At 60.4% G+C, this 18,658-nt stretch carries 13 protein-coding genes and 1 tRNA gene; 6 read left to right on the top strand and 8 right to left on the bottom strand.

Annotation, left to right across the window (positions count from 1 at the left end; genetic code table 11):
- Positions 1 to 50 precede the first annotated feature (50 nt).
- On the bottom strand, positions 51 to 3,803 hold the full coding sequence (gene podJ, locus AC1ROR_RS10740; RefSeq protein WP_498589596.1) for a cell division protein PodJ: 3,753 nt from the start codon (positions 3,801 to 3,803) through the stop codon (positions 51 to 53).
- Between the two features lie 378 nt (positions 3,804 to 4,181).
- On the opposite strand from podJ, the gene AC1ROR_RS10735 reads away from it, so the two are divergent.
- The 6 genes from AC1ROR_RS10735 (at position 4,182) to AC1ROR_RS10710 (ending at position 11,865) form a co-directional block, all read left to right on the top strand.
- Complete coding sequence (locus AC1ROR_RS10735; protein ID WP_498589374.1) at positions 4,182 to 5,978, top strand: acyl-CoA dehydrogenase C-terminal domain-containing protein; 1,797 nt, start codon at positions 4,182 to 4,184, stop codon at positions 5,976 to 5,978.
- Between the two features lie 37 nt (positions 5,979 to 6,015).
- A complete protein-coding gene (locus AC1ROR_RS10730) occupies positions 6,016 to 7,224 on the top strand; it encodes an acetyl-CoA C-acetyltransferase (protein WP_498589373.1) in 1,209 nt (402 codons plus the stop codon).
- 144 nt (positions 7,225 to 7,368) lie between these two features.
- Complete coding sequence (locus AC1ROR_RS10725) at positions 7,369 to 9,585, top strand: 3-hydroxyacyl-CoA dehydrogenase NAD-binding domain-containing protein (RefSeq protein ID WP_498589372.1); 2,217 nt, start codon at positions 7,369 to 7,371, stop codon at positions 9,583 to 9,585.
- Positions 9,586 to 9,740: 155 nt separating this feature from the next.
- On the top strand, positions 9,741 to 10,166 hold the full coding sequence (locus AC1ROR_RS10720; protein WP_498589371.1) for a hypothetical protein: 426 nt from the start codon (positions 9,741 to 9,743) through the stop codon (positions 10,164 to 10,166).
- A gap of 237 nt (positions 10,167 to 10,403) precedes the next feature.
- Positions 10,404 to 10,479: transfer RNA gene (locus AC1ROR_RS10715), tRNA-Phe, on the top strand.
- Between the two features lie 210 nt (positions 10,480 to 10,689).
- Positions 10,690 to 11,865, top strand: a complete 1,176-nt coding sequence (locus AC1ROR_RS10710; protein ID WP_498589370.1) for an RES family NAD+ phosphorylase — start codon at positions 10,690 to 10,692, stop codon at positions 11,863 to 11,865.
- Between the two features lie 33 nt (positions 11,866 to 11,898).
- On the opposite strand, the gene mnhG is transcribed toward AC1ROR_RS10710, so the two are convergent.
- The 7 genes from mnhG to AC1ROR_RS10675 all read right to left on the bottom strand — a co-directional run bounded on the left by mnhG (position 11,899) and on the right by AC1ROR_RS10675 (position 18,383).
- Positions 11,899 to 12,243, bottom strand: a complete 345-nt coding sequence (gene mnhG / locus AC1ROR_RS10705; protein ID WP_035227592.1) for a monovalent cation/H(+) antiporter subunit G — start codon at positions 12,241 to 12,243, stop codon at positions 11,899 to 11,901.
- On the bottom strand, positions 12,240 to 12,521 hold the full coding sequence (locus AC1ROR_RS10700; RefSeq protein WP_003514989.1) for a K+/H+ antiporter subunit F: 282 nt from the start codon (positions 12,519 to 12,521) through the stop codon (positions 12,240 to 12,242). The genes mnhG and AC1ROR_RS10700 overlap by 4 nt, the downstream gene beginning before the upstream one ends.
- On the bottom strand, positions 12,518 to 13,006 hold the full coding sequence (locus AC1ROR_RS10695; protein ID WP_035227594.1) for a Na+/H+ antiporter subunit E: 489 nt from the start codon (positions 13,004 to 13,006) through the stop codon (positions 12,518 to 12,520). Before AC1ROR_RS10695 ends, AC1ROR_RS10700 begins: the two co-directional genes overlap by 4 nt.
- On the bottom strand, positions 13,003 to 14,649 hold the full coding sequence (locus AC1ROR_RS10690; protein ID WP_498589369.1) for a monovalent cation/H+ antiporter subunit D: 1,647 nt from the start codon (positions 14,647 to 14,649) through the stop codon (positions 13,003 to 13,005). The genes AC1ROR_RS10695 and AC1ROR_RS10690 overlap by 4 nt, the downstream gene beginning before the upstream one ends.
- Complete coding sequence (locus tag AC1ROR_RS10685) at positions 14,646 to 14,981, bottom strand: Na+/H+ antiporter subunit C (RefSeq protein ID WP_003493763.1); 336 nt, start codon at positions 14,979 to 14,981, stop codon at positions 14,646 to 14,648. The genes AC1ROR_RS10690 and AC1ROR_RS10685 overlap by 4 nt, the downstream gene beginning before the upstream one ends.
- Positions 14,981 to 17,899: a monovalent cation/H+ antiporter subunit A gene (locus AC1ROR_RS10680; protein WP_498589368.1), complete on the bottom strand. Its 2,919-nt coding sequence runs from the start codon at positions 17,897 to 17,899 to the stop codon at positions 14,981 to 14,983. The genes AC1ROR_RS10685 and AC1ROR_RS10680 overlap by 1 nt, the downstream gene beginning before the upstream one ends.
- A gap of 106 nt (positions 17,900 to 18,005) precedes the next feature.
- Positions 18,006 to 18,383: a hypothetical protein gene (locus AC1ROR_RS10675; protein ID WP_498589595.1), complete on the bottom strand. Its 378-nt coding sequence runs from the start codon at positions 18,381 to 18,383 to the stop codon at positions 18,006 to 18,008.
- Positions 18,384 to 18,658: the final 275 nt, after the last annotated feature.

Raw genomic sequence — 18,658 nt, 5'->3', positions numbered from 1 at the left:
GCCGTGTTGCGCCGAAGCGGCCGGGAGGCCGCTCCACTGGTTCCGGAATGTTACTTGTTGCGGGCAAGCAGCGCGGTCACCAGCTCGTTGGTGATGCGTCCGTCAGGCGTCTGGCCCACGGATTTCTGGAAGTCCTTGATGGCGGTGACGGTGTTCTTGCCAAGCTTGCCATCGGGCTGGCCGGCATCGAAACCGTTCTTGTTCAGGATTGCCTGAATGTTGCGGATCGCCTTTTCCATGTCCACGGAGGCGGTCTTCACACCTTCCTTGCCGGCCCATTCCTCAGGCGGGTTGACGCTGTTGGCGTCTTCCGAAAGCGGCTTGACCTTCCACGCGTCCACCTTGGCCTTGGCGCTCTGAAGCTGCTGCGGGTTCATCGCCCCGGCAACTTCGTCACGCTTCTGGGCGGCGTCAGCGTCGCCATCCTTGGCGGCAATCGCGAACCACTTGTAGGATTCCTCGATATCCTGCTTCACACCGCTGCCGCGGGCATAGAGAATGGCAAGGTTGAACTGGCTGTCCCGAACGCCGAGTTCGGAAGCCTTGATGAACCATTGTGCGGCACCAGTGAAATCCGGCTGGCCAGCCGCGTCGGAGGCAAGCAGGACGGCGAGATTGTGCATGGCGCCGGCATTGCCCTGCTCTGCGGCCAGCGTGTAATAACGCTTGGCCTCGGAAAGGTTGCGCTCGACGCCGTTCGCCTTCTCGTAAAGGTTCGCGAGACGATATTGTGCGGGTGCAAGACCGCGATCCGCCGCCATTTTATACCATTTCGCGGCTTCAGCACGGTCGGCGGCCACGCCGAGGCCGTCGGTGTAACGTGCAGCGATCTCAAACAGCGCCTGCGTGTCGCCCTTGGCTGCAGCCTCAGCAAGCGATGCCGGCTCGATGCCTGCGGGAACCGCAATCGCGTCCTGGGCGGAGGCAGCCGGAGCGGCGGCTTGCTGCGCCGGTGCCTGCGGCTCACTTTTTACGATTGTGTCAGGTGTTGTCGTATCGACAACCGGAGCATTGGCGACCGGCGGCTCGTCGGCGAGCGGTGCGCCGCCTATGGTGCGGGGATCGATTGTATTCTGCGGCGGTGCGGCGTTTTCGATACTGTCGGCGGATGCCGCCTGCTCCTGATCGATGACGAGGTCGGACGGGATGGTCACTGCCTTGTCGCCGCTCTCGGGAAGGGCGGAGACCGGAGAGTTTTCCATCTTCTGTTCGATGACGGGTGCCGGCGCTTCCGTGCCACCGATCAACGTCTTGATGAGCGGCATGGCCATCATGGCGAGAAGAATGGCGCCGATGCCAAGCAGCAGCGGGCGACGGTAGCGCGAGAGCGCAGAGGCGTCGGCCTTGCGATTTTTCTTGCCGGTTTCAAGCTTCTCCGGCGAGGTTTCCATGGCGGCGGCCTGTGCGGCGCGGCGGGCGGCGGCAATGAAATCCGTCCGTCCTTCGGCATCGGCGGCCTTGCCGCTGGCGGCAACCTGGCTGGCGCGCACCCGTTCCAGTATCTTCTTGATATCAGGCGCGCCCGAACCCGGCTCCAGAAGCTCGTTTTCCTGGCCGGCTGGCAGAACGTCAATCGGGTCGAGCGAAGGCGCGGGCTCCACCTGCGTGCGGGTGGAGGTGGCGGATATGGGCTCTTCAGCGGTTTTGGCCGCCTTTGCCGTGCTGCTCCTGAACCGTTTCGTCAGGCCGGCAAGCAGGCTCTTCTTTTCGGCCTTTGCCGGCTTTGCCGCAGCAGGCGGCACTACGGTCATCGCATCCGCATCCTTCTCGTCGGCGTCGAGAATGGCCTGCTCCTCGGCAATATAACCTTCCTCCGGGAAGACCGCTGCCGGCATGGGTACATCTTCGCGGGCGGGGGCAACCATATGCTGCGCAACGTTGCGGGGCGCGGCCTCTTCGCGATAGGCGGGAACAGCCTCGCGATTGTCGAGACTGTCGAGCCGGCCGGCGATCTGCACCAGCGTCTCGTGAAGCGCCTCGAAGGTGCGGTGCGTGCGCTCTTCGGTGTTGCGGCTCAGGGCTTCAAGGCTGCGAAGATCGGTCGCGAGATCGGTCAGCATCGTCATGTCGGCGAGATTGGCGCCGGCGGACAGGTTGTTACGGGTATAGGCGTCCAGAACGGCTTCGGCCGCCTGCCGCGCCGCTTCGATGATATATTCGTCGTTGGACGCCATATAGTCCTCGATTGCCGCCATGCGGGCATCGAGTTCCGGGGGCAGGCTCGCCTGTGCGTGGACCGGCTGGCTGATCAGCGTCGAGAGATGGGCGATCTGGTTTTCGAGGCTTGCCAGCGCGTGGCTGTCGGCGGGCGCGGCATGGGCGGTCTCGTCCAGGCGGGCGGCAATATTGCCGAGCCGCTCTTCCAGACGGGAGAAGGCGCTTTCGCTGAAGCCTGATGCGGGCTGCGGCTGGCTGTAACGATAATCGAGATCCTCGATCCGCCGCGAGAGCGTGTCGAGCCGTTCGGCCAGGCCATCATTGACGGCACCGTGATCCAGCGCGTCGATCTTGCGGGAAATGTCGCTGAGGAAGGAGGTCAGTTCCGCCTGCTGCGAAGGGCGCTGCGAGCGCTCCAGCAGCAGGGAAAGCTGGTCCAGCCGCTCATGCAGCTGCGCGGCGTCGCGGGCGGTGCTGAGCTCATCGATCTTGCCGGCCAGCGTTTCGAGACGGGCGGTCAGGTCCAGCGCCGGCTCAGGCTTGGCGGCGGCAAGACGGTTGATGTCATCAAGCTGTTCGGCAAGGCCGTTCAGGCGGGTTTCCAGCCGCTGCGCCAGCGCATTATCCGTGGCCTGGGTATTCGAGCGGGCCCCGGTTGCGGCAATCGCGCGGCTGATTTCGTCCAGACGCTGATCCAGCCCGGAAAACTGTTCAGTAAAGGCCGCCTCGTTCGGCTGCATGTGTTTGCCGAGTTGCTCCACGGCGCTCGCAATGGCGATCAGCTTTTCTTCAAGCACACGCACGGCCGGATTGTTGCTCATGCCGCCGAGCTGGGTCTTGATGTCGTCCAGACGATAGGCGAGCGAAACGATCTCATCCTGCAGCGAGGCGGCGTCAAAACCGCGCAGCGTATCTTCCACATTGTTCCAGCGGCTTTCGATCCGGTGCACGCTGTCTTCACGCGCAAGCTGGTCGATCGTCAGGCGCAGGTCCTCGAATTCGTTGCGCAGCCCATAGGCATCAGGCGATGCCAGGTTGCCGAGCTGGTCGATGCTGCCGGCAAGCCGTGCGATATCGTCGCGCAGATCGCCGATGAATTGCTGGTCTTCCGCTATGGCGCGAATGTTGCGGATCTCCGCACGCAACCCCTGCGCCTCGCGCGCCACGCCTTCGGAGATATCGTGCTTCAGCTCATGCCGCAGGTTGACGAGGGCCTGTGCGATTTCCTGCAAGGCCGCGTCGTTACGCTGCTGCTCCTGATAAGGCGGAATGGAGCGTGCACGCGGTGCGGCGGCAGCCGCCTCGTTCGGGCGATACTCCGGCGCAAGCGGCCTGGTAATGGTTCGTTCCGGGCGTGCAACGGGCTCCTGCGGCCGCTGGAAGCTTGATTCGAGCAGGCGCTGGCGCTGGCGGATTTCGTTGACAGGGTCGAGCTGCGGCGGCGTAACCGTGGCGCGCGGTTCGCGCGGCGCGGCGTGAGCCTCGGTTTTCGGTTCCGGCGCCGGGGTCGCCGTGCGCGGCTCGCGCGGGAACTTCTGGCTCATCAGCCCTTCAATACGGGCTTCAAGACCTTCAATGGTGCGATTGAGAGCATCAAGAGACGATCTGTCGCCTGGCTGTTGGGTTTTCGATCGCAATCCGTTCATCTTCTCGCTCGCTTCGCTTCCGTCCGGCGTGCCCGGTTGTTTGTCGCGACGGTTGCCTGTCTGGACATGCCGTCGCCGCAACATGCAGCAATTCTAGAGCCGGTATTTGCCCCCTTGGAGGAAAATGCGCCGATGGACGAAGCAGTTACCTCTGTCGGGAGAATTCACGAAACGTGGTAAAGAAGTGGTTAACTATGGTGGGAATTTTTTAACTTTTGTGGCGCGCGGCACTCCCGCGCGCGGGCTGACCATCCAATCGGCGGAAAGGGCAGTCGATATTCAACCGGAATTTATTTGACGTTTACGCGCACGTCAAATATTGTCATCCCATATTTGCCGGATCGGCTCCGGCTTTCACGATGCGGAGGAACATCGGTAATGCCTGTTTACAAGGCCCCAGTCAAAGACACGCTTTTTATCCTGAACGACGTTCTCGGCCTGGAGCGGTATAACAACCTGCCCGGCTTCGAAGATGCAACCCCTGATATGATCGAGGCCATCACCGGTGAAGCCGCCAAGCTTGCCGAAGAGCGGCTTTTCCCGCTCAACCTTTCCGGCGATCAGCAGGGTTGCAAGCGCGCCGATGACGGCTCCGTTTCCGTGCCTGAAGGTTTCAAGGAGGCCTATGACGCCTATTGCGAGGGCGGCTGGATCGGTCTTGCCGTTCCGCAGGAATTTGGCGGTCAGGGCCTGCCCTATACGCTCCATGCCGCGATCGGCGAATATATGTCGTCCGCCAACCTGTCGCTGATGATGTATCCCGGCCTGACGCAGGGCGCCATCGCCGCAGTCCTCGTGCATGGAACGCAGGAACAGAAGCAGACCTATCTGCCGAAGATGGTCGAAGGCACATGGTCCGGCACCATGAACCTGACCGAACCCCATTGCGGCACCGATCTCGGCCTGTTGCGCACCAAGGCGGTTCCGCAGGGCGACGGCAGCTACAGGATTTCCGGCCAGAAGATATTCATCTCCGCCGGCGAACATTCCATGACTGATAATATCGTCCATCTGGTGATTGCCCGTATCGAGGGCGCGCCGGAAGGTACCAAGGGTATTTCGCTGTTCATCGTGCCGAAGTTCCTCGTCAAGGAGGATGGTACGCTCGGCGAACGCAATGGCGTCACCTGCGGTGCGATCGAGCACAAGATGGGCATTCACGGCAACGCCACCTGCGTCATGAACTATGATGACGCGACGGGTTATCTGCTGGGTGCGGAGAACAAGGGTCTCTCCGCCATGTTCGTGATGATGAACGAGGCGCGCCTCGGCGTTGGCCTGCAGGGTCTGTCCGTTGGCGAGATCGCCTACCAGAACGCGGTGGAATATGCCCGTGACCGCATTCAGGGCCGCTCGCTTTCGGGTGCGAAATTCCCCGACAGGAAGGCCGATCCGATCATCGTGCACCCGGATATCCGCCGCACGCTGATGACCATCAAGGCCTATAACGAGGCCGGCCGCGCCTTCCTTTTGTGGACCGCGCTGCAATCCGACATCGCCCACCGCGCCACTGACGAAAAACAGCGCCAGGCGGCGGACGACCTGCTCGGCCTCGTCACGCCGATCCTGAAAGGTGTCTTGACCGACAAGGGCTTCGATCACGCCGTGATGGCGCAGCAGGTCTTCGGCGGCCACGGCTACATCGAGGAACATGGCATGAGCCAATATGTCCGCGATGCGCGTATTACCATGATCTATGAGGGTGCCAACGGCATTCAGGCGCTCGATCTGGTGGGCCGCAAGCTCGGCATGAATGGCGGCCGCGCCGTGATGGCGCTGTTCAAGGAAATCGGCGATTTCTGCGAGGAAAACCGCGCCGATGAAAAGCTCAGCCTCTACACCAAGGGCCTGAAGAAGGGCTTGAACGACCTGCAGGCCGCAACCATGTGGTTCATGCAGAACGCCATGGCGAGACCCGACAATGCCGGTGCCGGCTCGACCGACTATATGCATCTCTTCGGCATCGTGGTGCTGGGCTACATGCAGGCGCGCATGGCGAAAGCCGCCAGCGAAGCGCTTGCAGCGGGCAGCACTTCGGACGAGGATTACCTCAAGACCAAGCTTGTCACGGCGAAGTTTTACATGGAGCGCATCATGCCGGAAACGGCGCTGCGCAAGGCCCGCATCGAAACCGGCGCGGACACCATGATGGAACTGGCTGCGGAAGCATTCTGATGAGGCTGGCGTTTCTGACGCCGCAGGGAGAGAAACAATGACCGACGTATTTATCTACGACCATGTCCGCACCCCGCGCGGGCGCGGCAAGAAGGATGGCAGCCTGCATGAGGTGCCCTCCGTTCGCCTTGCCGCCAAGACACTGGAAGCCCTCCGCGACCGCAATGGGCTGGACACTTCTGCCGTCGATGACATCATCATGGGCTGTGTCGATCCCGTCATGGATGCCGGTGCGGTGATCCCGAAGGCCGCCGCCTTCGAGGCGGGTTACTCCAATAAGGCCCCGGGCATGCAGATATCGCGCTTCTGCGCCTCGGGTCTCGATGCCATCAACTTTGCGGCCGGCAAGGTCAAGGCGGGGTCCGACGATATCGTCATCGCCGGCGGCGTCGAAAGCATGTCGCGTGTCGGCATGGGCATGTCCGGCGGCGCCTGGTATATGGACCCCTCGGTCAACTTCCCGGCCTTCTTCATGCCGCAGGGCGTATCGGCCGATCTCATCGCCACCAAATACGGCTTCTCCCGTGACGATGTCGACGCCTATGCCGTCGAAAGCCAGAAGCGTGCGGCGCATGCCTGGGAAAAGGGCTATTTCAACAAGTCGGTCATTCCGGTGAAGGATTCAAACGGCCTGACTATCCTCGACCGTGACGAGCATATGCGCCCCGGCACGGACATGCAGGCGCTGGCCTCGCTCAATCCGTCCTTCCAGATGCCGGGTGAAATGGGCGGTTTCGAAGCCGTCGGCATCATGGCGCATCCGGAAGTGGAGCGGATCAATTACGTCCATCACGCCGGCAATTCGTCCGGCATCGTTGACGGTGCTGCGGCCGTGCTGGTTGGCTCGAAGGCGGGCGGCGAAGCGATGGGCATCAAGCCCCGCGCCCGCATCAAGGCATTCGCCAATATCGGCTCCGATCCGGCGCTGATGCTCACCGGCCCGGTGGATGTGACCGAGAAGCTCCTGAAAAAGACCGGAATGTCGCTTGCCGATATCGATCTTTTCGAACTCAACGAAGCCTTCGCCGCCGTGGTCCTGCGTTACATGCAGGCCTTCGACATCGATCACGACCGGATGAACGTCAATGGCGGCGCCATCGCCATGGGCCATCCGCTCGGTGCAACCGGCGCGATGATCCTCGGCACGGTGCTGGATGAGCTGGAGCGGCGCGATCTGAACACTGCGCTCGTCACGCTCTGCATCGGCGCTGGCATGGGCACGGCGACGGTTATCGAGCGGGTTTGAGGCAGCGGTAACAACCCCCGCTTCCGTCATCCTCGGGCTTGACCCGAGGATCCACGCCGAGGTGCTGGATGGTCGGGTCAAGCCCGACCATGACGGGAAGGAGGAGTTAGACGCGTCAGGAAATTCAGGGAAGAGGAATCCCAAATGAGCACTTACACCAATTTCACCATCGAGACGGACGCAGACGGCATTGCCCTCGTCACCTGGGACATGCCGGAAAAATCCATGAACGTCTTCACATCAGAAGTGATGGACGAGCTGAACGCCATTGTTGATGCCACCGTCGCAGACAGCGCCGTCAAGGGCGTCGTTTTCACATCTGGCAAAAGCACCTTTTCCGGCGGCGCCGATCTTTCGATGATCAAGTCGATGTTCTCCTTCTACAATGACGAGAAGACGAAGAACCCGGATCAGGCCGCTGCAAGGCTGTTCGAACTGGTTGGCCGCATGACGGGCCTGTTCCGCAAGATCGAGACCAACGGCAAGCCCTGGGTTTCCGCCATCAACGGCACCTGCATGGGCGGCGCGTTTGAGCTGTCGCTCGCCTGCCACGGCCGGGTCGCATCCAGCGCCAAGAACCTCAAGATCGCCCTGCCGGAAGTCAAGGTCGGCATCTTCCCCGGCGCCGGCGGCACCCAGCGCGTGCCGCGCCTGACGGATGCGCAATCGGCACTGCAGATGATGACCACCGGCCAGTCGCTGACCGGCGCGCGCGCCAAGGCCATGGGGCTGGTGCATCAGGTGGTCGAGCCGGATCAGCTGGTTGCAACCGCAAAGCAGATGATCAAGGACGGCCTGAAGCCGGTCGCACCCTGGGATGAAAAGGGCTTCAAGGCCCCCGGCGGCGGCATCTGGACGCCTGCCGCAGCCCAGCTCTGGCCCGCCGCTCCGGCAATCCTGCGCCGTGAAAGCGCCGGCAACTATCCGGCCGCACTCGCCATCCTCAAATGTGTCTATGAAGGCCTGCAATTGCCCTTCGATACGGCGCTGAAGGTGGAGCAGCGGTATTTCACCGAAATCCTTCGCTCGAAGGAAGCCTTTGGCATGATCCGCTCGCTGTTCATTTCCATGCAGGAACTGGGCAAGGGCGCGCGCCGCCCGGCCGGCCAGCCGAGGACGGAGTTCAGGAAGGTCGGCGTCGTCGGCGCGGGCTTCATGGGCGCTGCCGTCGCTTATGTCACCGCAGCCGCCGGCATTCCCGTCGTGCTGGTGGATCGCGATCAGGAAGCCGCCGACAAGGGCAAGGGCCATTGCGAGGAAAGCGTCAAGGCCGCCATCGGCAAGGGCAGGCTGACGCAGGATGAGGCCAAGGCCCTGCTCGACCTCGTCACCCCGACGGCGGATTACAAGGCGCTCTCCGACGCCGATCTCGTCATCGAGGCCGTCTTCGAAGACCGCGACGTGAAGAAAGCCGTCATCGAGGCCGTGGAAGCGGTGTTGCCGCAGGGCGCGATCTTCGCTTCCAACACCTCCACTTTGCCGATCACCGGCCTTGCGAAGAACTCGAAGCGCCCGGTGGATTTCATTGGCATCCACTTCTTCTCACCTGTCGAAAAGATGATGCTGACGGAAGTGATCCTCGGCAAGGAAACCGGCGACAAGGCGCTTGCCGTCGCGCTGGACTATGTGGCGAAGATCAGGAAGACCCCGATTGTGGTCAACGATACGCGCGGCTTCTTCGTCAATCGCTGCGTGCTGCGTTACATGGCGGAAAGCTACGACATGCTGATCGAGGGCGTACCGCCCGCCATGATCGAAAATGCCGCGAAATTCGCCGGCATGCCGGTCGGCCCGCTGGCGCTGAATGATGAGGTGGCTATCGATCTTTCCTACAAGATCCTGAAAGCCACCGTCACCGATCTTGGCGAAAAGGCCGTCGATCCGCGCCATATGGAACTGGTGAAGAAGTTGGTGGAAGGCGAGGGCCGTTTTGGCCGCAAGAACGCCAAGGGCTTCTACGACTATCCGCAAAAGCCCGCCAAGAAGTCCCTCTGGCCCGGCCTTAAGGATCTCTATCCGCAGCAGAAGCCTGAGGATGTGGACATGGAGGTGCTGAAACAGCGCTTCCTCGTCACCGTGGCGCTGGAAGCCGCCCGCACGGTGGAAGAAGGTATCGTCACCGATCCGCGTGAGGCGGATGTCGGCTCCATCCTCGGCTTCGGCTTCGCGCCCTATACCGGCGGTGCGCTGTCCTACATCGACGGCATGGGTGTGAAGAACTTCGTGGCGCTCGCCGAGAAGCTCAGCGAGGCCTACGGCCCGCGCTTTAAGCCGACGCCGCTGCTGAAGGACATGGCCGCCAAGGGCGAGACCTTTTACGGTCGCTTCGATCCCTATGCCAGCGCCGCCAAGGCGGCCTGAGGCTTCAAGCGAGACAGTGAACAGGCCCTTCGGGGCCTGTTTTATTATGCTTGCCTCCCTGCTTTCCGTGCATCCTTTGCCGGGCTGAGGCGTTGAAAAGGCTGATCGGGCAAAAGCGCCCGCCGCCGCAATTCAGCACGCCTCAGGAGACAGCGATGAAAGCACCACTGCGATCCCACGGTTTCGACAAGCCCTCGGACCTTGACGACCATCTGGCCGAACTGGACGAAGAGGCCGTGGAGAAGAAGGCTGCAAAACCCGCTGTTGCCCGAAGAGCGCGTGCCGCCGCCCCGCCGGAATCATCCTTGCGCGCGGAACTGGAAGACCTGCGCAAACAGCTCGAAAAGATTCGCCGCGACGTCAAACGGCTGGAAGCCGCCGCCAATCCGTCGCACCACAAAGCCGTCGATGCCCGGCATGAGCGCGACCGCGAGAATTCGCGCCTGATGACGGTGGTGCGCTCCGTTGCCGTCACCTCGCTGGCAAGCCGCATCTTCGCCTCCTCGCCCGTCATGGCGGCGCTGGTGGCCGTTGTGCCCATCGCGCTTGGTCTTGCCGCACGGCGCAATGAGGGGCCGTGAGCCGCCATCTGCCGCGGCGCCGCCCGCTGGTCGGCGGATGCCCAAGAGCGGTTTTCCGCCGCAATCCGGCCTGCACCGGGCAGACATTCCAGCCATCCACAGCCCCTGTGAAAAAACTGTCAAAAAACTTCGCGATGGCGCTTGCCATGTCCGAACAAGATGTTATAACCCCGCTCACTTTCGGGGCACCAAACAGCCCCGCCCGCCAAAAGCGGAGGTTCTTCAAGGACCTGAAGTGCCCGGATAGCTCAGTTGGTAGAGCAGCGGATTGAAAATCCGCGTGTCGGTGGTTCAAATCCGCCTCCGGGCACCATTTATCTACTTATATATAAAAAGCTTAGGTAGAGTAATCTCCTAATGGCGAGGCAATTTTTGCCTTAACGTCTTACAAGTCCGTTTCCACAGGTCTCGAGTCGTTCCAGCTATTCCCGGCAAATTTATGTGGCACGGTTTTTCTTTCTGCCGTTGCTTTTAATATCACTCCTAGAATAGCAATTGCTCATTTTAGAAGGGAGTGTTTTGCATGGTGGACTTGGACGACGATGCACCACAGGCCAGTATATGCGTGGACTGCGCACGTCATTCGTCGCTCAAACGCCTAATTGCTAGCAATGCAGTGCCCGGCCTATGTGGTCTCTGTGAACGCGAAGACGTGAATGTCTGTGATCCGCAAAATACCAACTCGATGGTGATGCTGCTCAGGTCACTAGTTCGTTTTTACTGGGATGAGTACGACTATAATCCCCATTGGGGTGGCGAGTCTGTCATGGCCCTCTTCGGAGACCCTGACAACCCAGTACTTGAGCCGCCAAGGTCTGATAGATACTACGATGAAATTGACTATCTGATTCAAGACCCCGTCTATCCACCACTCAGCGAGGGGGTGTGGCTTTATGCTGGGTTCAATGATGGGATTCGGCTAATGTCGCCTGCGATTTCACGGACAAACCCAATGCAGATCGGTGAATTGAAGCGCAGATTGTTGGTCGAGAATTTCTTTCAAGTAGAGCCAGATCTTGATCGCATCGTCTCTGAGTTTCTAGATGATATTGAGCTTCAGCTTCCAGTGAACGAGCTTTGGTATAGAGCTCGTATTGGACAAAAAAATGTGTTCTCTGATGTTGATGGATGGAATTCTAGAATTGTCCGCCAGCCATGGATGGGACTAGAAATTGGTGCTCCTCCTCCGTTGTTAGCGGGCAACGGCAGACTGAATAGAACCGGTGTTAGCATGTTATATCTTGCGACAGACGTATATACCGCTGTAGCAGAAATACGTCCTCATCCGGGTCACCACGTTTCAATCGGTGGTTTTCGTAGCACTCAAAATTTAAAGCTCGCTGACTTCAACCCTGACATCTCGAAATTCTCGTCCAGTGATATTCGGTTGGACCTTTTTGCGCTGATCCAAGCGTTCGATCGCTTGATGAGCAGGCCGATAACTCCAGAAGAGAAGCACCATTATCTATTAACTCAACTGCTGTCGGAGGTGCTTATCAAAAAAGGCTTCGATGGTGTTCGATATCGAAGCTCTTTGTCTAAAGGAAGCAATATTTGCATCTTCTACCCGGATCGTTTTACGTTTGATCCAAGTGTTTCCGAGGTTCGGAGCATTAGGCGTGTGTCATACGAAGTCGAGGCAGCTCCCTATGCCATCACGCCAACAGCGGGCCATTTCCAGCTGAGGGATGCGTCATAAAGAAACAAACAATGAAGTGCCTCTGCGATCTGACTACAGATGCTCCCGATTATCCGTATTCTGCTCCGCCCGGTCCCGATAAAGCGCAGCACGTCCCAGCAGCATCAGGGAAACCGGGGTCGTCACCGTCATGAAGATGCCGATGAAGATTTCGTGGAAGGCGAAGCGGTCGCCGGAGACGGAGAAATAGATGATCGAGGCCATGACGATGCCGCCGGTACCCCAGCTGGTGCCGAGTGTGGGCGCGTGCAGGCGCTCATAGAAGCTGTTGAGCCTGGCAAAGCCGATGGTGCCAATCAGCGTCAGCGAAGCGCCCAGCAGGACGAAGAAAGCCACGAGAATGGCGGCCCAGAGCGGAAATTCTGCGGCATTGTTCATTCGATCACCTCGCCGCGCATCATGAATTTGGAAAGGGCGACGGTGGAGACGAAGCCGAGGATCGCGATCAGCAGCGACGCCTCAAAATAGATGTCGTTGCCGGTGCGCAGGCCAAAGGTCAAAAGAAGCAGCATGGCGTTGACATAAAGCGTATCGACGCCAAGCACGCGGTCCTGGGCGCGCGGGCCGATGGCGATGCGATAGACTGATATCGTCATGGCGATGGCCAGCATCAGCTGCGCGAGTGAAAAGGACCAGAAAAGGATAATCGAACTCATTCGAATATCTCCATCAGCAGTTTTTCATAACGGTTCTTGATGAGGCTTATCCACGCTGCCTCATCCACATCGTCGAGAACATGGAGGAGGAGCGTGCCCTGGCTGGAATTATATTCGAGCCAAGCGCTTCCCGGTGTCGAGGTGAGGATTGTCGCCAGAACGGCAAGCGCCATGGGATCGCGAATATCAAGCGGCACCGCCAGGAAGCCGGATTTGCGGTCTCTTTCACGCTTGAAGAGAATGATCCTCACGACCGAGATATTGGAGCGGACAATGTCGTATAGCACGATCAGGATCAGCTGCACGAGCCTGTGCCAGTTGCGGATGCGCGGTTTGGCGGGCCTGAGCGATGCCATGGCCCAGGAAGCGATGAGCGCAACGGCGGTGCCGAGCAGCAGATGCCCGGGCGAAAAGCTGTTGATCGTCATCCAGAAGAAGATGAGCGAGACCGTCAGCAGCGGGTAGGGCAGGAGACGGCTCATCATGGCTCTGCCTCCGGATTGCTTCCCGCCCTCGGCGCGGAAATGACGCCCTGAATATAGCTCGCCGGCAGGTCGAGAATACGCGCCGTCTCCTGCATATAACGCATCACCGGCCCTGCCTGCACGGTCATGGCAAGCGTCAGGCCGAGCAGCAGCATCACGGGGGCGATTTCGATGACGAGAACGCGCGGCACGGTACCTTCGATGGAGGCCCAGAAGGTGCGGATGCCGGCGCGCGTCATCGAGATCAGCGAGGCGAAACCGGCAAAGACGATCAGGAAGACCAGCCACCAGGAAAGCGTGGAAACGCTGTCATTGGCGCCGAGCCCGGAAGGGTTGAGAATGGCGGTCAGCATCGAGAATTTGGCGATGAAACCCGAAAGCGGCGGCAGCCCGGCCAGAAGAATGCCGCAGGCCGCAAAACAGGCGCCAAGCACGGCCATGGTGCCTGGCATGGTCACGCCGACTTCCTCTTCCTCCTCTTCCTCGTCGCCCTCGCCATAGGCCTCCATGGTCACGGCAAGAACGTTCGCGCCCGCATCCTGCCCGCGCTCGACGAGTTCGATCAGCATGAAGAAGGCGCTGATGGTGAGGGTGGAGCTGACCATGTAATAAAGCGCGCCGGCTGCCACCGTCGGATTGCCGGTGCCCATGGCGGCAAGCAGCGTTCCCGATGAGACGAGAACCGAAAAGCCGGCGAGCCGCCCGAGCGCCTGCGACGCGAGAACGCCGATGGCCCCGAAGATGATGGTGGCGATGCCGCCAACCAGCAGGGCATCATGGCCGAAACCGGCCGATTCCCCCGCCGTCTGTCCGAAAAGCAGAAAGGACAGGCGGGCGATGACGTAAATGCCGACCTTGCTCATGATCGCAAACAGCCCGCCGACAGGTGCTGAAGCCGCACCATAGGCGGAAGGCAGCCAGAAATTCAGCGGCCACATGCCGGCCTTGACCAGGAATGCGATGCCGAGGACGGCAGCGCCGGTTTCCAGCAGCATGCGCTGGTCCGGGTTGAGCCCTTCGATACGGTGGGCAAGGTCACCCATGTTCAGCGTGCCGGTGACGCCATAGATGAGGCTGACGCCGATGAGGAAGAACAGCGCCGCCACGAGGTTGATGGCGATGTAATGCAGCCCAGCCTTGACGCGCTGCTGGCCGGAACCATGCAGCAGCAGGCCGTAGGAAGCCGCCAGCATCACTTCGAAGAAGACGAAGAGATTGAAGAGGTCGCCGGTCAGGAACGCGCCGTTGACGCCCATCAGCATCATCTGGAACAGCGAATGGAAATGCGCGCCTGCCTTGTGCCACTTCGCCATTGAATAGATCAGCGACGGGATGGCAAGAAGTGCCGTCAGAAGCACCATCAGCCCGGAGAGGCGATCGGCCACAAGCACGATGCCAAAGGGCGCGGGCCAGTTGCCGAGCAGATAGACGCCGCTCGAAACCACCGCTGCGATCTCTGTATTGACCGTCGAGTTCACCTCGCGGAACAGCAAAATGGCGACAACGAGCAATATGATCGTTGATGCAAGGCTGATGGCGGCTTTCGCAACACGTTGGCGCTCATCAAAAAACAACAGCAGTGCTGCGGTTATCAACGGCACCAGAATGGGGGCGATGACGATGTGGAAGGGGAACGACATCATTTCGACTCCCTCCCGTCCACATGGTCGGTGCCGGTAAGGCCGCGGGCGGCGAGCAGCACGACGAGGAACAATGCGGTGGTCGCAAAGCCGATGACGATTGCCGTCAGCACCAGCGCCTGCGGCACGGGGTCGGCGAGCGTCGAACTGTCAACGCCGTTGACCAGCACCGGGGGCGCATTGGTCTTGATGCCGCCGACGCCGAAGATGAACAGGTTGACGGCGTAAGACAAAAGCGAAAGTCCGACAATGACCTGATAGGTGCGCGGGCGCAGGATAAGCCACACGCCGGAGCCGGTCATGATGCCGATGCCGATTGCAAGAATGAGTTCCATTACACGTCCTCCGCTTTTGCGGCTTCAGGCGTGCGAACGCGGTAGTTACGCAACGATTGGTGTGCCAGTGCTATCAGGATAAGAACGGTGGAGCCGACGACCAGCGAGAAGACGCCGAGGTCGAACAGCAGGGCCGATGCCGTCGGCATTTTGCCGATATAGGGTATCTCCGTATACTGGAAATAGGAGGTCAGGAACGGGTAGCCGAAATACCAGGAGCCGATACCCGTTGACGCTGCCATCAAAAGGCCGAAGCCCATCCAGCGCAGCGGCAGGATGCGGATGCGGTCTTCCGCCCAGCGCGCCCCGCCGGCAAGATATTGCAGCAGGAAGGCGATCGCCATGGTAATGCCGGCTGCAAAGCCGCCGCCCGGCATGTCATGGCCGCGCATGAACAGGAAGATTGAGAAGGTGATGATGACGGGGAACATCCACTGCATCACGATCGATGGCACATAAAGATAGTCGCGGACCGTATCGCCCTTGCTGCGGTCCGGCCGTTCGGCATCGAAGGCGTTTTGCATCTGCTGCTGTTCCGGCACCCCGATGCTTTCATGGGCGGGGCGGAAACGGCGAAGCAGCGCAAAGACGGTCAGCGCCACGATGGCCAGCACTGCGATTTCGCCGAAGGTATCGAAGCCGCGGAAATCGACGAGAATGACGTTGACGACATTGGTGCCGCCGCCTTCCGTATAGGCGCGTTCGAGGAAGTAGGTCGCAATCGCGTTCGGCACCGGCAGGGTCATCACGGCATAGGCAATGACGGACATGCCGATACCGCTGGCGGCGGCGAGCAAAAAGTCACGCGCGCGGCGAAGCTGTGCGGGCAGCTCATCGCTGCTGTCGACCTTCTCGAAGCGTTTCGGCAGCCATCTGAGGCCGAGCAGGATGAGAACCGTGGTGACGATTTCCACCAGCAGCTGGGTGATCGCCAGATCCGGCGCGGAAAGCCAGACGAAGGTAAGGCAGGTGACCAGACCAGAGACGCCGAGCATGACGAGGGCGGCGAGGCGATGATATTTCGCCTGCCAGGCCGCACCCATGGCCGCGATCATGCCGATCAGCCACAGGATGGCAAAGATCGGGTCGAAGGTCGTGACGCGCGGCAGCGACAGGGAGAATTCCGAAAGGAACAGGGGCGAGAAACCGGCAAGAAGCGCCACGAGGATGAGAAGTCTCAGCTGCGGCTGCAGACGCCGCGTGCCGAGCGTGCTTTCCAGCCACCGCGCCCACTTCCAGGACACGGTGACGAGAATGCGCTCGAAGATGCGCTGGCCCCGCAAATGCCGGAAGACCGGCGGACCGTCATCGCAGCGCGAGAAGTAACCGCCGAGCAGGGCATAGATCGTAACCCCGCCGATCAGCGCCGCGATACTCATGATCAGCGGCAGGTTGAAACCGTGCCAGATCGACAGGCTGTAAACCGGCGTTTGCGCACCAAGCACGGAAAGCACGGCCGAATGCAGGAAGGGACCGATGGAGAGGCTCGGAACGATGCCGACGATCAGGCAGGCGAAAACCAGGAACTCGATCGGGAAACGCATCCAGCGCGGCGGCTCGTGCGGATGCGGGTTCGGCAGATCGACGGGCTTGGGGCCAAAGAACACCGTATGGATGAAGCGCAGAGAATAGGCGACTGCAAATGCGCCCGATAGCGTCGCGACATAGGGCAGCGCCCGGTCCAGCAACGAGTCTGCATGGGTTTCGACGGCCTCGGCAAAGAACATTTCCTTGGAAAGGAAGCCGTTGAACAGCGGCACCCCGGCCATGGCCGCACTCGCCGCCATGGCGAGTGTCGCGGTCGCCGGCATATAGGTGTAAAGCCCGCTTAAGCGCCGCATGTCGCGCGTGCCGGTTTCATGGTCGATGATACCGGCCGCCATGAAGAGCGACGCCTTGAAGGTGGCGTGGTTGACCATGTGGAAGATGGCCGCAACCGCCGCAAGCGGGCTGCCAAGGCTGAGCAGCGTGGTGATGAGCCCGAGATGGCTGATGGTCGAATAAGCCAGCAGCCCTTTCAGGTCCTGCTGGAACATGGCGAAATAAGCGCCGAGCAGCAGGGTGATGATGCCGGCCGCACCCACCAGCCAGAACCATTCCTGCGTGCCCGCCAGCACTGGCCAGAACCGGACCAGCAGAAACACGCCCGCCTTCACCATGGTGGCGGAATGCAGATAGGCGGAAACGGGCGTGGGCGCCGCCATGGCGTTGGGCAGCCAGAAATGGAATGGAAACTGCGCGCTCTTCGTCAGCGCGCCGCCGAGAATGAGGATAAGTGCAGGCAGATACAGCGAATGGGCGCGGATATCGGCGCCGGCCTCGATGATCTTGTCGAGGTCATAGCTTCCCGCCATATGGCCTAGGATCAGCAGGCCCGCCAGAAGACTGAAGCCGCCGATGCCGGTCACGGTTAGCGCCATGCGCGCACCGTCGCGGGCACCGGCGTTCTGGTGCCAGTAACCGATCAGCAGGAACGAGAAGATGCTGGTCATTTCCCAGAAGATAGACAGCAGGATCACGTTGCCGGACAGAACCACGCCGAGCATCGAGCCCATGAAGGCGAGCAGGAAGGCGAAGAAACGCGGGATCGGGTCTTCGGCCGACATGTAATAGCGTGCATAGAGCACCACCAAAAGGCCGATACCGGTAATGAGGATCGCAAAAATCCAGGCAAATCCATCCAGCCGCAGGGTGAAGTTGAGGCCGAGCTGCGGCAGCCATTCCACATCATATTTCAGCACGCCGCCGCCGCTGACGGTCGAATAAAGGAAGATGCTGCTGACAAGGCCGAAAAGGGCGACGGCGCCCGCAACGGAGGCCGGACCGGCGGCCGCACCGTCGCGCGGCATGAAAGCCGTCAGGAGGGCGCCGACAAAGGGCAATGCGACAATGAATGGAAGAATGGTTGCAAGTGTCATATGCGGCGGCGGTTTTCTCTCTGGAATTGGAGCCTACGGCGGGTTTCCGACGACTCCGATCCCTCAAGGTTCACGATGAACCGAATGATGAGGACCGCCGGAATGACTAATAGATAATATGCGGGGGCGCTCTTGGAACCACGCTCGCAAAGTCTCGGAAAGCTTGTGGCACGACGGCAACAGGTGTGACGGCCGGCCTCGCCTCAGCTGTTATCCGCAGGGTGGATGAAGCGAAATCGCTGGGGCGAAAGCCCGAACCGGCCTCGCCAGCCTTGCAGCCGAAATCATCGCCGTTTGTGCATTCTTTATCGCGAAGAGAAAGGGATCTGCCGAAATCCACTGTCTGCAAACGCTCCAGACGGCTGGCCTTCGAGACGGTCTTGACGCCGGAAGGAGACTGGAAGCCGATCATGACGAGCAGGCTTGCGACCACGAGGCCGATCAACACTTGCGGATGGCGCCCTGAACAGCGGCATTTCTCCATCCATAACAAGTTGGCATCTCCTTGATCGTAAAGGTCTCTTTAAAGCATCACCGTGCAGCGAATATCCCGTTGATTTGTTTTAGGGGAAGGCGGACACGCTTGTCCAGCGCACAGGCCGGAAAAACCGCCCGCAGCGTCTGATTCCTTTTCGTTTTCGCCCGTTTGCGGCAAAGTAAGGGCGACAATCGCTAAAAGCTTTTACAAATTTTACCGTTTGACGCCGGTGCTTATGTTTCTTAACTTTCAAGCAAGGAATTAACCATAAAGATTGATGG

The organism is Agrobacterium sp. GW821-FHT14E08 (assembly GCF_058803865.1).
Note: the sequence above shows the minus strand (reverse complement) of the source record. Positions and strands in the feature narration are given on the sequence as shown.

Coding starts and splice junctions, on each gene's coding strand:
- podJ (WP_498589596.1), bottom strand. CDS start 3,803: ATGAACGGATTGCGATCGAAAACCCAACAGCCAGGCGACAGATCGTCT.
- AC1ROR_RS10735 (WP_498589374.1), top strand. CDS start 4,182: ATGCCTGTTTACAAGGCCCCAGTCAAAGACACGCTTTTTATCCTGAAC.
- AC1ROR_RS10730 (WP_498589373.1), top strand. CDS start 6,016: ATGACCGACGTATTTATCTACGACCATGTCCGCACCCCGCGCGGGCGC.
- AC1ROR_RS10725 (WP_498589372.1), top strand. CDS start 7,369: ATGAGCACTTACACCAATTTCACCATCGAGACGGACGCAGACGGCATT.
- AC1ROR_RS10720 (WP_498589371.1), top strand. CDS start 9,741: ATGAAAGCACCACTGCGATCCCACGGTTTCGACAAGCCCTCGGACCTT.
- AC1ROR_RS10710 (WP_498589370.1), top strand. CDS start 10,690: ATGGTGGACTTGGACGACGATGCACCACAGGCCAGTATATGCGTGGAC.
- mnhG (WP_035227592.1), bottom strand. CDS start 12,243: ATGAACAATGCCGCAGAATTTCCGCTCTGGGCCGCCATTCTCGTGGCT.
- AC1ROR_RS10700 (WP_003514989.1), bottom strand. CDS start 12,521: ATGAGTTCGATTATCCTTTTCTGGTCCTTTTCACTCGCGCAGCTGATG.
- AC1ROR_RS10695 (WP_035227594.1), bottom strand. CDS start 13,006: ATGATGAGCCGTCTCCTGCCCTACCCGCTGCTGACGGTCTCGCTCATC.
- AC1ROR_RS10690 (WP_498589369.1), bottom strand. CDS start 14,649: ATGATGTCGTTCCCCTTCCACATCGTCATCGCCCCCATTCTGGTGCCG.
- AC1ROR_RS10685 (WP_003493763.1), bottom strand. CDS start 14,981: ATGGAACTCATTCTTGCAATCGGCATCGGCATCATGACCGGCTCCGGC.
- AC1ROR_RS10680 (WP_498589368.1), bottom strand. CDS start 17,899: ATGACACTTGCAACCATTCTTCCATTCATTGTCGCATTGCCCTTTGTC.
- AC1ROR_RS10675 (WP_498589595.1), bottom strand. CDS start 18,383: ATGGAGAAATGCCGCTGTTCAGGGCGCCATCCGCAAGTGTTGATCGGC.